This window comes from Bosea sp. NBC_00550 (assembly GCF_026020075.1).
Taxonomy (GTDB): Bacteria; Pseudomonadota; Alphaproteobacteria; order Rhizobiales; family Beijerinckiaceae; genus Allobosea.
On record NZ_CP102772.1, the window covers coordinates 1,870,651 to 1,882,991 of the forward strand.

The 12,341-nt window shown below is 67.1% G+C and carries 10 protein-coding genes; 6 read left to right on the forward strand and 4 right to left on the reverse strand.

Features of this window, described 5'->3' with window-relative positions; genetic code table 11:
* Nucleotides 1-128 precede the first annotated feature (128 nt).
* Entirely contained in the window at nucleotides 129-1,910 is a 1,782-nt protein-coding gene (locus NWE53_RS08930; RefSeq protein WP_265053973.1) for a hypothetical protein, read from the forward strand.
* 201 nt (nucleotides 1,911-2,111) lie between these two features.
* On the opposite strand, the gene flgH is transcribed toward NWE53_RS08930, so the two are convergent.
* Genes flgH through flgF form a run of 4 tightly spaced genes read right to left on the reverse strand, consistent with a single transcriptional unit; the run spans nucleotide 2,112 to nucleotide 5,522 of the window.
* Nucleotides 2,112-2,864, reverse strand: coding sequence for a flagellar basal body L-ring protein FlgH (flgH, locus tag NWE53_RS08935; protein WP_265053974.1), 753 nt, complete (start codon nucleotides 2,862-2,864; stop codon nucleotides 2,112-2,114).
* Between the two features lie 17 nt (nucleotides 2,865-2,881).
* Entirely contained in the window at nucleotides 2,882-3,949 is a 1,068-nt protein-coding gene (gene flgA / locus NWE53_RS08940) for a flagellar basal body P-ring formation chaperone FlgA (protein WP_265053975.1), read from the reverse strand.
* Between the two features lie 16 nt (nucleotides 3,950-3,965).
* Nucleotides 3,966-4,757 (reverse strand): flagellar basal-body rod protein FlgG, encoded by a 792-nt coding sequence (flgG, locus tag NWE53_RS08945; protein ID WP_265053976.1) that lies wholly within the window; start codon nucleotides 4,755-4,757, stop codon nucleotides 3,966-3,968.
* A gap of 21 nt (nucleotides 4,758-4,778) precedes the next feature.
* The gene (flgF, locus tag NWE53_RS08950; RefSeq protein ID WP_265053977.1) at nucleotides 4,779-5,522 is read right to left on the reverse strand and encodes a flagellar basal-body rod protein FlgF; all 744 of its coding nucleotides are present in this window, start codon (nucleotides 5,520-5,522) and stop codon (nucleotides 4,779-4,781) included.
* Between the two features lie 240 nt (nucleotides 5,523-5,762).
* On the opposite strand from flgF, the gene fliL reads away from it, so the two are divergent.
* From fliL to NWE53_RS08975, 5 genes are all read left to right on the forward strand, one after another.
* A complete protein-coding gene (gene fliL / locus NWE53_RS08955; protein ID WP_320109559.1) occupies nucleotides 5,763-6,299 on the forward strand; it encodes a flagellar basal body-associated protein FliL in 537 nt (178 codons plus the stop codon).
* A gap of 42 nt (nucleotides 6,300-6,341) precedes the next feature.
* Nucleotides 6,342-7,469 (forward strand): flagellar motor switch protein FliM, encoded by a 1,128-nt coding sequence (gene fliM / locus NWE53_RS08960; RefSeq protein ID WP_442864997.1) that lies wholly within the window; start codon nucleotides 6,342-6,344, stop codon nucleotides 7,467-7,469.
* A gap of 11 nt (nucleotides 7,470-7,480) precedes the next feature.
* Nucleotides 7,481-7,945, forward strand: coding sequence for a DUF6468 domain-containing protein (locus tag NWE53_RS08965; protein ID WP_265053978.1), 465 nt, complete (start codon nucleotides 7,481-7,483; stop codon nucleotides 7,943-7,945).
* Nucleotides 7,942-8,775, forward strand: a complete 834-nt coding sequence (locus tag NWE53_RS08970) for a MotE family protein (RefSeq protein WP_265053979.1) — start codon at nucleotides 7,942-7,944, stop codon at nucleotides 8,773-8,775. The genes NWE53_RS08965 and NWE53_RS08970 overlap by 4 nt, the downstream gene beginning before the upstream one ends.
* Before the next feature lie 76 nt (nucleotides 8,776-8,851).
* Complete coding sequence (locus tag NWE53_RS08975) at nucleotides 8,852-12,313, forward strand: hypothetical protein (protein ID WP_265053980.1); 3,462 nt, start codon at nucleotides 8,852-8,854, stop codon at nucleotides 12,311-12,313.
* Nucleotides 12,314-12,341: the final 28 nt, after the last annotated feature.

Below are 12,341 nucleotides of genomic sequence, written 5' to 3' on the forward strand. Positions count from 1 at the left end.
TCTCCAGTTGCGGCTCCGCTTTCCAGGCTCCGAATCCGCCGCTCTTGAGAAACCGACGACCCGTCCATAAAACTCTGGGTTGCACATCGGAAGTCAGTCCAGACTGCCGGATTGCAGGGGCCAACGGCATGTTCGACCTCGACGCACCGGCAGAGAACATCGGCGTCCTCACGAAATGGCTGGCGGGTCAGCACCGGCCCGAACATCTGTATAGAGGGCAGACGAAGGACTACCCCGTCATGGTGCCGTCCATTTTTCGGCCTCTGGTGGCCGATCTCTCGGACGCTTCGCCCATCGCCAAGATCGATGCGGGCCGGCTCGGCAATTTTGCTCCACAGGCCGCAGCCCGGCTCGAGATGCTGAATCGCGTTATCGGCATAGCCGGCATTGGCCTCGGCAATATCATCGCCCAGCAATATGGCCTCAGCTCCGAGTCTCTCGACGTTACTGAAAGCATCGATATCGCGAGCTTCTTCGCGACACGTCGGTACCCGAGCTACACTCACGTGGAAGATGGTATCGGTGTGATCTACCGTTTCGACTCCAGCGCGGGGCGGCGGTTGCGGTTTCCATTCACGCTCTCGAATCTCGATGACCTTTTCGAGCGCGGAAAGTCCGACGCAGGCTTCTTCGACTTCTTCGTCAAGAAAACCGAAATGGACCGCATTTTCGATCGTGATCGATGGTTCGGCTTCCAAGAGGGGGAGGAGAAAGTCGTATCCGCGATATCGTTCGCGACGAGTTGGCAGGACCTCGAAGAAGCGATCGACGCGCGACAGGCCGACCTTGCACGGCCGGGCCAAGCCGCGACAAGCCAACTCGCCCGCACGATAGACGCACTGGATTGGGGACGAACCCGCTTCGCCGCCCAGCGAGGCGGATTCATACGTCCCGCGATCTTCTGGAATTCCCTGGTCCCGAAGGACTACAGCCTCATCAACACACGCCAGGAAATGGCGCGCGCCTATGGCGGCGTGTCTCTCCGGTTTGACGGGGGATCAGATGAGCAGGGACCCATCAACGCTTTGCCGCTCATTATTCCGTCCTCGGCGATCAAGCAGACCATCGTAGGAGTCGAAAACCTTCGTTCACGTGCAGACTGCCAGGCCTTCTTCTTCCAGCATGGGCCGAGACGTGCTGCGCCCGTTTTCCGGCGGGGTCTTTGGCCCGAGCCATCGGAAGATCCCCTCTATGGCGAGCTTTGGAACCTCGCCATTCGAATGCTGATCCGTCGCCATTTTCCAAACGACATACCGCCGGTCGACGACCCCGATCACGGGCTGCTCGACCGCGGGTACCGCGTGGCAGGCGAGAAAGCGACCCGCGACGCGCGTGAGATCGAGGACATCTACCGCGGGCAACTCGAGGACGCGGAAGAGGCAATCGCAGCTCATGGGCCGACATCGACACGTTACGCGGCCAAGGGTTGGGCGTTGTTTCAGCTTGGCCGGCGCAGGGAAGCGCTGAGGGCTCTCGCCGAGGGCCTGCGCGCTGACCGGACCGATATCGATCTGCTCATAGGCTTGGCCGAGCTTCTCCGGGCGGCGAACAAGCCGAGATGGGCGGGGAAGGTCATCGAACATGGCGGTCGGATCGATCCGGACAGTCTTCGCGTCATCGAGGCTCTCGCAGACGCACAGACGGACGCGTTAGATTTTGCCGGCGCTGCGGGCACGGTCGATCGCGGCTTGGCCCTTGCGGATGAAAGCCTGGACTGGCGAGAGCGAGCTCGGTTCGTCGTCCTGCGGATCGCGCTGGCGGAGCTTCTCGGCGAACAGGCGCTTTCCACACAGTTGCGCGATGTTGCTCGGAAGGCCGACATCGACATCGAAGAAGCCCATGAGCTTGCCCTGAAACTGCGTGCGCTCAAGGCGCGATCAGACAATGCGGGCGCCGGCCCTCAACAATGAGGAGCGGTGCGGCGAGAGCATCTTTATCGTTCGATGGAAAAGCCCCGCGTCGGGAGAACGCGGGGCTTCGGGCCGCCTGCTTGTCGGCTTGGGGAGCGTGGCGGGCGGCCGGGGCTGTCGGCGGCTCGGGAGAGACCGCCGGCCGAACCGGCGCGGAGACAAGGGGGAGCGTTCCGCGCCGTCCGGGTTCCGGAAAAGGGGTTAGAAGGGCAGCAGGATATCCATGACCTGCTGGCCGTAGCGCGGCTGCTGGACATCGGTGATCTGGCCGCGGCCGCCATATGCGATGCGTGCCTGGGCGATCTTGGTCGACTCGATCGTGTTGTCCGATTCGATGTCCTCGGGCCGGATCACGCCCGCGACGATCAGCTCGCGGATCTCGAAGTTGACGCGGATCTCCTGCTTGCCCTCGATCACGAGGTTGCCGTTGGGCAGGTTCTGCGTGACGACCGCCGCGACATTGGTCGCCAGGGTCTCGGAACGGTTCACCGAGCCGGCGCCCTCGCTCGACCCTTCCGAATCCAGCTTCAGCAGCGAGGACGACTTGGCCCCGTCCGGCAGGAACTTGTCGAGCTTGTTCTCGAAGCCGAAGGTGTTGTCGGCGCCGAAATCCTCGCCGTTCTTGCGGCTGCGCTTCGTCGTGTTGTTGAGCTGGGCCTTGTCGGTCACCTTGACCTTGACGGTGACGAGATCGCCGACATTGCGGGCGCGCTGATCCTTGAAGAAGGCGCGCGATCCGGTGCGCCAAAGCGAGTTCGGCGCATAGGAAGCGTGCTCCATCGCCGGCATCGGCATCTGCACCGGCTTGTAGCCCTTGGCGGCGGTCGGATCATCGACCGGCGACAGCGTCGGCGCCTGGCCGACATTGGCGAGGCGGTCGCCGATGCCGCAGGCGCCGAGCGAGGCGGTGAGCATCAGCAATGCGGAGAGCTTGGCGAGACGATGCGCGTACATGGCGGTTTCCATGGCTGTCACTGGGCGCTTGCGATGCGGCCGGCGGCGGAGGGCTGGACGGAAACCCGCCCGGGGCCGCTGACCTTGCCTTGCAGCACGCGCTTGGATTGAGGATTGGTGACGGAGACGACGTCGCCCATCGCGCCGGCCTCGCTGGCCCGGCCACGGAGCGTGATCAGCAGCCCCGGTGCCTCGTAGACGATGGTGACGAGGTCGCCCTTGGCGACGATCTCCTCGCGCTGGACGTCGCCGCTGCGCAGCGGCACGCCGGCGAGCAGAGCCCGGCGCGCGACCTTGTCGATGGCGGCGCGGGCGTCGCCGATGATCTCGCCGCCCTGCCCGTCGCGCGGGCGGCGCTCGACCACGACATCGTCCTTGCCGAGCGTCTCGCCGCGAGTGATCAGCCGCTTCGGCACGACGACCTCGACGGTCTCGACGAGCTGGCCGGAGATGCGCAGCGGCTTCAGCCGCATCGCCATGCTGCCGGGCACCGCAAGCCGGGCCTGAAGACGGCGCGAGCGGGCATCGAAGGAGAGGTCGAGGACGCTGACGTCGCCCGTGAGCTCGGGCTCGACCGCGATGGACGGAGCCCCGCCATCGATCGACAATGCGAAGACACGGGCATCGACGCCGAAGCGCTCCTGCAGCCCGACCTTTACTGCCGCCTCGAGGTCCGAGGCGGTGATGCGGCGCGCGGTGCGGGTCACGACGACCTGTGCGAAGCCTTGGCTCTCCAGCTCCGAGACCTCGCGGACGATGCCGGCGGCTCGGGCGGCCTCGACGATGCGCGCCACCTGGATAGTGCCGGTCTCGCCCAGGCCCGGTGCCCGGAAGGCGGCGGTCGCGGCGGCTTCGCTGGCGAGGCCCGGAATGAGATCGCCGAAGGTGACGAGGTCGCGCGCCAGATTGATCTCGGGACGCAACTGCAGCTTGCGCGGCAGCGTGGCGGCGGGAGCCACAGGGGTGGAGGCGGCAGCGGATGCGACCGCCACTGGCGCGGGTTGCGGATGATGCTGGCTCTGCTGAGGCGCGGCCAGCGCGGCGGCGCTCGACAGCAACAGGGCGGCGAGGGAGAGGCGGATCATGATGCGAAGCCCTCCGTCAGCCGCGGAACATCTGAGTCGTCGCCGACATCATCTGGTCGGCGGCGGTGATGACTTTGGAGTTCATCTCATAGGCGCGCTGCGCCGCGATGAGGGAGGAGAGCTCCATCACGGCCTGGACGTTGCCCTCTTCGAGGTAGTTCTGCTGCAGCGTGCCGAAGCCCTCGCCGCCGCCGAAGCCATCGATCGGCTGCCCCGACGCTGCGGTCTCGATGTAGAGGTTGTCGCCGATCGACTCGAGGCCGACCTTGTTGACGAAGCGCACGAGCTGGATCTGGCCGAGCTGCTGCGGTGCAGTCTGCCCCGGCATCATGGCTTCGACGATGCCCTGCGCGTTGATGCTGACGCTGGTGGCGTTGTTGGGCACGGTGATGCCGGGCTCGACCTGATAGCCGTCGCGGGTCACGAGCTGCCCCTGTGAGTCGAGGTCGAAGGAGCCGTCGCGGCTATAGGTGGTGCGGCCGTCCGGCATGCGGACGCGGAAGAAGCCCTCGCCGCGGATGGCAAGGTCGTAGGGCTTCTCGGTCGGGCTGATATTGCCCTGCGTCATCACGCGGCCGGTCGAGACCGTCTTGACGCCGGAGCCGATGAAGGTGCCGGCCGGAGCCTGGGTATTCTGATCCGAAGTGGCCGAGCCGGCGCGCCGGAAGTTTTCGTAGAGCAGATCCTGGAAATGGACCTGCTGGCGTTTGTAGCCGGTGGTCCGGACGTTGGCGATGTTGTTGGAGATGACCTGAACGTTCATCTCCTGGGCCATCATGCCGGTAGCGGCTGTCTGCATGGCGCGCATGGTGCTGGCTCCTTTCCGCTATCAGGCCTGCTGGTCCGCCAGGCGCGTGATCGCCCGGCTGCGCAGCTCATCGGATTTGCTGATCATGTTGGCGACGCTCTGGTAGTTGCGCTGCACCTCCATCAGGCGGGTCAACTCGACCACGGCCTTGACGTTCGAGCGCTCGATCGCGCCGGGCTCGAGCCTCGCCTCGGGGCCGGCGGCCTGGGCGGCGACCGTCGAGGAGAACAGGTTGGTGCCCTCGCTGACCAGCGCGGCCGGATTGGCGAAGCGGACCTGACGAAGCTTGCCGCGCGTGCCCTGGTCGCTGCTCACCGTGCCGTCGGCGGCGATGCGCATCGCAAATTCGCTGGAGCCGAAGGCGATCGGGCCGGATTCGCCCATCACCGGCAGCCCGGTCTGGGTGACGAGCCGGCCTTGCCGGTCGATGCTCAGCGATCCCGCCCTTGTATAGCGCTCGCCGTTCGGCGTCTGCACGACGAGGTAGTTGTCGCCCTTCAGCGCGACGTCGAGCGGGTTGCCCGTGAGTTCGACCGCGCCCTGCGACAGGTCGAGCGGCGTGCCGTTGTCGATGACATAGGATAGCGGCCGATCGGTCGGCTTGAACGCATCCGCCTTTGCGCCCGGCATGATGAATTCGTTGAAGCGCGCGTTGCGTGCCTTGAATCCATTGGTGCCGACGTTCGCCATGTTGTTGGCGATGACGTCCAGCTCGCGCGCCAGAGCCACCTGGCGCGACAGGCCGATGAGAAGCGCGTTCTCCACGGCTCAACTCCCGATCATGTCCCGCGGCAACCTCGACGCTCCCCAGCGCAGTCGCCACGGCAGACTTCCCGCAATCGCCGTGCCAGCATGGTTAATTTCAACAAGATATTGAAATCAAAATGATTATCCTTCTGGAAGGAGCTCTCGGAAGCCCGGCACGACCTGCAAAATCGGCAAGAACGACCCGGCAAATTCTGCCGCCCTTAACGACGCGTTAACCGTGATTGGCGAAGGTGAGCCATGGACGGCAGAACGCCGCCCGACGGCCGGGATGCGGAAGAGATGGCGAAGAAAGCCAAGACGGAAGAAGGCGCCTCAGGCGAAGCGGCGCCGAAGAGCAAGAAGAAGCTCTTCATCATCGGCGGCGTCGTGCTGCTGGCCGCGGCCGGCGCAGGCGGCTGGTTCTTCCTGAAGAAGCCCTCTGCCGAACAGCTTGCCGCCGCCGAAGCCGCCAAGCCGAAGAAGCCCGCCACCTTCCTCGAGATGAAGGACATGATGATCGGCATGTCCAATGGCGGCCAGCAGGACCGCCAGCCGGTGATGAAGATCAAGGTCGTGCTCGAGATCGGCGATGTGAAGGTCTCGGAAGAGGTCAAGCCGCTGCTGCCGCGTGTCGAGGACGCCTTCCAGGTCTTCATGCGCGAACTGCGCCCCTCCGATCTCGAAGGCTCGGCCGGCATGTACCGGTTGAAGGAGGAGCTGCTGCGCCGCGTCAACCTGACGGTCTACCCGGCCAAGGTCGACGCCGTGCTGTTCAAGGAACTGCTGGTGCAGTGAGCCGGGATACCCTGAGCTCCGGAACGAGATGACGGCGGAACGATGAGCACCGAGCGCGACAACCCCGCACTGGCCGACGAGCCGCTGACGCCGGAAGGCATGGCGGCCGGCTGGACCACGATGCCTGATATCGTCGAGGAGGATGGCGAGCAGGAAGGCGGTACCGACCGCCTGATGTCGCAAGAAGAAATCGACACGATGCTCGGTTTCTCCAGCGGCGACGACAAGGACGGCCGCAACGGCATCCAGGCGATCGTCGATTCGGGCTCGGTCGCCTATGAGCGCCTGCCGATGCTTGAGATCATCTTCGAGCGTCTCGTGCGCCTGCTCTCGACCAGCCTGCGCAACTTCTTCACGGACAATGTCGAGGTCACGCTGGAGAGCATCCGCTCGGTGCGCTTCGGCGACTACATCAACTCCATCTCGCAGCCGGCGCTGCTCTCGGTATTCAAGGCCGAGGAGTGGGACAATTTCGGCCTGATCACCATCGAATCGGCCCTGACCTATTCGGTTATGGACGCAATGTTCGGCGGCAAGCGCGGCCAGCCGGCGCCGCGCATCGACGGCAGGCCGTTCACCTCGATCGAGATCCGCCTGATCCGCCGCGTCATCGGGCTGGTGCTGAGCGACGCGGAAGCTGCCTTCAAGCCGCTTTCGCCCGTGAGCTTCACCGTCGACCGCGTCGAATCCAACCCGCGCTTCGTCTCGATCTCCCGCCCCGCCAACGCCGCCATCCGGGTCGAACTGAAGTTCGACATGGAGGGCCGCGGCGGCGCGCTGCACATCCTCCTGCCCTACGCCACCATCGAGCCGATTCGTGAATTGCTGCTCGAAAGCTTCATGGGTGAGAAGCTGGGCCGCGACCCGATCTGGGAGAACCACCTCGCGACCGAAGTCTGGCAGGCCGATGTCGACGTCACCTGCGTGCTGCACGAGACGCAGATGCCGCTGAAGCGCGTGATGAAGCTCGAGATCGGCGACACGCTGATGTTCGACAGCCGCCCGGACTCGACCGTTTCGCTGCGCTGCGGGGACTTCATCGTCACCGAAGGGCGGATCGGGCGCGTCGACGACAAGATCGCCGTCCAGGTAACCAGCCCGCTCCGGCGTTCGAAGACCACGCTCGCCGCCTTCGACAGCCTCGCCAGCCATCTCGGCGCCACGACCTGAGCAAGGATGCCATGATGATCAATCTCATCGCCGACGTGCTTGTCGCCAGCCTCCTGGTCGCCACCATCATCACCTGCTTCATCCTGACGAGGCGCATCGAGCGCCTCAAGGCCGACGAGGCCGGGATGCGCCAGACGGTCGGTGCCCTCATCACGGCCACCGACAACGCCGAGCGCGCCATCGCCGGTCTCAAGCACACGCTGGGCGACTGTGATCGCACGCTGGAAGAGCGCCTGCGCACGGCCGAGCGCTACGCCGCCGATCTCGCCGCCCAGGTCGAGGCCGGTCAGGCCGTGATGGAGCGCATCGGCCAGATCGTCAGCGCCGCCAGCCTTGTCGGCGCCAAGTCCGGCCCGGACGCCGCACCGGCCGCCGAGCCGGTGCCCGCGCCCGTCTCCCGCCTTGAAAGCGCGGCACAGTCCGCCGCTGCCATCCGCGCCCGCGCCGCCCGCCGCCTCAAGGAACAGGCTGCGTGATCGAAAGACCCCGCCTCCTGCCGGCAGTGATCCTCGGCGCCATGGGACTCCTGGCGCTGAAGCTGCTTGCCTGGACGGCGGAGCCCGCACCCGGCAAGATTCCGCCCGATCCACCGGTCTTCGCCAATGCCGCCGGCGGCAAGCCCAAGACGGAGAAGGAGGTCTGGGGCCTGGCGAAGATCATCGCGCGCGCCCACGCGCCGGACTTCTTCGATCCGGAGACCACAGGTTCCGTTCCGGCTCCCGACCCGAAGAAGGAGCAGGAGAAGAAGGACGCCGAGGCGAAGGCCGAGGCCGCCCGCGCCGCCAATCCCAACAACAAGGCCGGCATCATGAACGGCACGGCCAAGGCCGCGTCGCCATCGGAGAAGGCCATCCTCGAACGGCTCGGCGAGCGCCGCGAGGAGCTCGACAGCCGCATGCGCGAACTGGAAATGCGCGAGCGCCTGCTGGACTCGGCGGAGAAGAAGCTCGACGGTCGCGTCGGCGATCTCAAGACCCTCGAGGACAAGGTCACCCCGGGGGCGAAGGCCGCCGTCGAGGAGACGAAGGCGATCAAGAACCTCGTCATCATGTATGAGGCGATGAAGCCGAAGGACGCCGCACGCGTCTTCGACAGGCTGGGTCTCGAAGTCCTCGTCCCGGTTGTCCAGCAGATGAACCCGCGCAAGATGTCCGAAGTGCTGGCCGCGATGTCTCCGGAACGCGCCGAGAAACTCACCATCGCGCTGGCGACCAGCGGCCGCATGCCGAGCTTCGAGCGCGTGGCGAACGAAGCCGCCCTGCCCGGCAACGAACTGCCCGCGATCGCCCCCGCTCCGCAGCGCTGACCACTCGAATTCGGCTCGCCGGCACCGTCGCGTTAAGACCGCATTATGGTTGACGCGCTAGCGTGCCCGAGGGCCGTTGCGTCTGCCGGATGCGACGGGCCCGCTGTCGCGTTTGGTCGAGTATTCCGGTTTGCCTTTGTCGCGTTCCCTCGCCTTCGGTATCGGGCTGGCCGCTCTTGCGCTCGCCGCCGGCCTCGACGCGCCCGCGCTCGCCGCCGGCGCGACCTTGCGCGGCGAGACGATGCCGGCGGGCTTCGGCCGCCTGTCCCTTGCCTTCGAGGAGCCGACGCAGACCCGCATCCGCGTCGCAAACGGCGTGCTGATCGTCGCCTTCGGCAGCCCCGTGCAGGTCGATGTCGCGCGCATCGCCCGCGACCTGCCCAACTATGTTTCGGTCGCCCGTATCGATCCCGACGGGCGCGGCATGCGCTTCGCTCTGACCCAGCCCTACAAGGCGAACCTGATCGAGGCCGGCGACAAGGCCTTCATCGACCTGCTGCCGCAGAACTGGGCCGGCGTGATGCCCGGCCCCCCGCCGGAAGCCATCGCCGAACTGACCGAGCGGCTGCGTCTGGCCGAGGCGAAGGCGAAGGCGGCTGCGCGCCAGCCGCCCGCGCCACCGGCCGTGCTGACGATGCGCTCGGCCAGCCTGCCGACGCTGGAGCGCCTGATCTTCAAGGCGCCTTCCGAGACGAATCTCGCCAGCGAGCTTTCGGACGGCACGCTCAAGCTCGTCTTCGACAAGCCGATGAATGTCGAGGCGGCCGAGATCCGCACCGCCTTGCCGCCCGACGTCGCGCTCGCCGGGCTGGATGCCGGCAAGGAGGCGCTCACGCTGACCCTCTCCGTCCCGAAGGAGTGGCAGTCCCGCACCTTCAACGACGAGACCGGGCTGGTCGTCGACCTGCTGCGGCCCGCCAAGACGGCAGCGCTGTCGCTGCCGGATATCGACAAGCCCCAGCCTCCCGCCGCGCCGACAGCCGCCCCGTCCTCCGCCGGGCCTGCCGCGAAGCCTGCCGCCGCTCAGCCGGCCACGCAACCGGCCGCGCCCGCCCCGCGGCCGGCGGCCGCGACGATCGCTCCAGAGCCGCCTCCGGGGCCCGTCGCCATCACGGCCGGGGATAACCGCCTCGATTTCCGCTTTCCCCGCCAGACCGGCGCCGCGGCGTTCCTCGACGCCGGCCTGATGACGCTGGTCTTCGATACCCGCGACACCATTGATCCCGCCCGCCTCACCGGCTTGCTGCCGAAGCTGATCGAGGACAGTTCGGTGAGTCGCGAGGGCCGGGTCACGCTCGTGCGCCTGCGCCTCGCCGGCCAGCCGCTCGCCCGGTTCTTCGACGACGGCAACGCCTGGTCGCTCGATCTCGGCGGGGATGCCGGCAAGCCCGCCGCCCCGGTCGAGCCGCAGCGCAGCATGGACGAACGCGGCCAGACCATCGTCGCCTTGCCGCTCGCCGGCCTGACCGGTATCCATTGGCTGGAATCCGGCCCCGCCGGTCTGCCCGTCGCCGTGGCCACCGCGATCGGCCCGGTGCATCTGACACCGAAGCCCTATCAGTTCGTCGAGTTCGGCTTGCTCGAGACTGCGCAGGGCCTCGCCGTCCAGCCGCGCTCGGACGACGTCGCCGTCCGGGCCGGCACGGAGCAGGTCCGCATCGGCCGCACCGGCGGTCTCAGCGTCTCGCTCGACGTCGCCGAGCCCGCCAGGCAGCAGGAAGCGAAAGTCGAGAAATCCGAATTGCCTCCGCTGCTCGATGCCGATGCCTGGGCGAAACTGCGCCTCGGCAATCTGCGCGACCGAGCCCGAGCGCTGATGCTCGACGTCACCGACGCTTCGCGCGGCCGCAAATCGGAGGCGCGGCTGACGCTCGCCCGCTTCTACGCCGCCAACGGCATGATGCCCGAAGCCGCTGGTCCGCTTGGAGCGATGCTGGCCGACGACACGGCCATGCGCGCCAACCGGGAGGCGCTTTTCCTGAAGGGCGTCGTCGCTGCGCAGATGCACCGCAATCAGGATGCGATCGCCACCTTCGATGCCGAGCTGATCAAGGACGACATCGAGACCGGGCTCTGGCGCGCCCTGGTCGAGCAGCGCCTGAACCGGAACGCCCAGGCTCTGGTCGGCTTCCGCAGGGCCGAGGCCACGCTCGACCGCTACCCCGCCGATCTCCAGGGCGAGTTCCGCGAGGCGATGGCGCGCGCCGCACTCGCCATGCAGGACATGGGCATCGCCGAGCGGCAGATCCAGGCGCTCGCGGACATGCCGCGCGGTAGTTTCGACCAGGAGCGCCTCGCCTTGCTGCAGGCCATGCTGGACGACGCCAGCGGCCGGCCCGAAGCGGCGATGAACGGCTACAAATCGCTGTTCGAGGCCAAGAGCCGGCCCGTCGCGGCGGAGGCCCAATTGCGCGCTGTCAGGCTGGCCGACGCCGAGAAGCGAACCGATCTCAAGCCCGAGGAGGCCATCGCCCGGCTGGAAACGGTCTCGGTGATCTGGCGCGGCGGGCGGCTTGAGATCGAGGCGCTGGCCGAGCTCGGCCGGCTCTATGGCGACCAGCAGCGCTGGCGCGACGCTTTCATGGTTGCGCGCCGGGCGAACGAGAACTTCCCCGACGATCCGCTGACCCGGCGCATGCATGACGAGACCGCGCAGCGCTTCGCCGAGCTGTTCAGCGGTTCCGGGCTCGGCAACCTGCCCCGGATCGAGGCCTTGGCGCTGTTCTATGACTTCAAGGAATTCCTTCCGATCGGCCGGCGCGGCGACGAGATCACCCGCCTGCTCGGCGACCGGCTTGTCGAACTCGACCTGCTCGATCAGGCCGCCGAGATCCTGCGCTATCAGATGGATCGTCGCCTGAGCGGGGCTGCCCGCTCCACGGTCGCCGCCCGGCTCGCGATGATCGACCTGATGAACGGCAAGCCGGCCGAGGCCGTCCGTGCGCTCAATGCGACCCGGCTCGTCGAACTGCCCGCCGACGTCAAGCGAGCCCGGCTGCTGTTGGAAGCCAAGGCGCTCTCCGATCTCTCCCGCACCGATCAGGCGTTGGAGATGCTCGAGAGCGAGCGTGGCGTCGAGGTCGACCGGCTGCGCGCCGATATCTACTGGACCGGACGCCGCTGGCGCGAGGCCGGCGAGGCCTATGAGCGCCTTCTGGACGAAAGCTGGCGCGGCGACTCAGGCCTGACGGACCCCGAGCGCGCCGACGTGATGCGGGCCGGCGTCTCCTATGTGATGGCGAACGAGGCTTTGTCGCTCGATCGGCTGCGCAGCAAGTTCGCGCCGAAGATGGCGCGTAGCGCGGATGCCCGGACCTTCGCCTTCGTCACCGGCGCCAATCGCTCCCGCGCCGCCGACATCCGCGAAATGGCGCGCGCCACCGCCAATGCCGATACGGTCTCGGAATTCCTGAAGGCCTATCGCGAGCGCTATCCCGGCCTCTCGGCCGCGATCCGCAAGCCACCGCCGCAGCCCGACACCCTGCCCTCGCCTGCGCAGGGCGCGACGGCAGACCCGGCGACGCCGCAACGCAGCTGAGTTTCCCGTCATGCTCGGGCTTGACCCG

Excerpts from the sequence above, each read along its gene's own strand:
- NWE53_RS08930 (WP_265053973.1), top strand. The coding sequence starts at position 129 with ATGTTCGACCTCGACGCACCGGCAGAGAACATCGGCGTCCTCACGAAA.
- flgH (WP_265053974.1), bottom strand. The coding sequence starts at position 2,864 with ATGTACGCGCATCGTCTCGCCAAGCTCTCCGCATTGCTGATGCTCACC.
- flgA (WP_265053975.1), bottom strand. The coding sequence starts at position 3,949 with ATGATCCGCCTCTCCCTCGCCGCCCTGTTGCTGTCGAGCGCCGCCGCG.
- flgG (WP_265053976.1), bottom strand. The coding sequence starts at position 4,757 with ATGCGCGCCATGCAGACAGCCGCTACCGGCATGATGGCCCAGGAGATG.
- fliL (WP_320109559.1), top strand. The coding sequence starts at position 5,763 with ATGGACGGCAGAACGCCGCCCGACGGCCGGGATGCGGAAGAGATGGCG.
- fliM (WP_442864997.1), top strand. The coding sequence starts at position 6,342 with ATGAGCACCGAGCGCGACAACCCCGCACTGGCCGACGAGCCGCTGACG.
- NWE53_RS08965 (WP_265053978.1), top strand. The coding sequence starts at position 7,481 with ATGATGATCAATCTCATCGCCGACGTGCTTGTCGCCAGCCTCCTGGTC.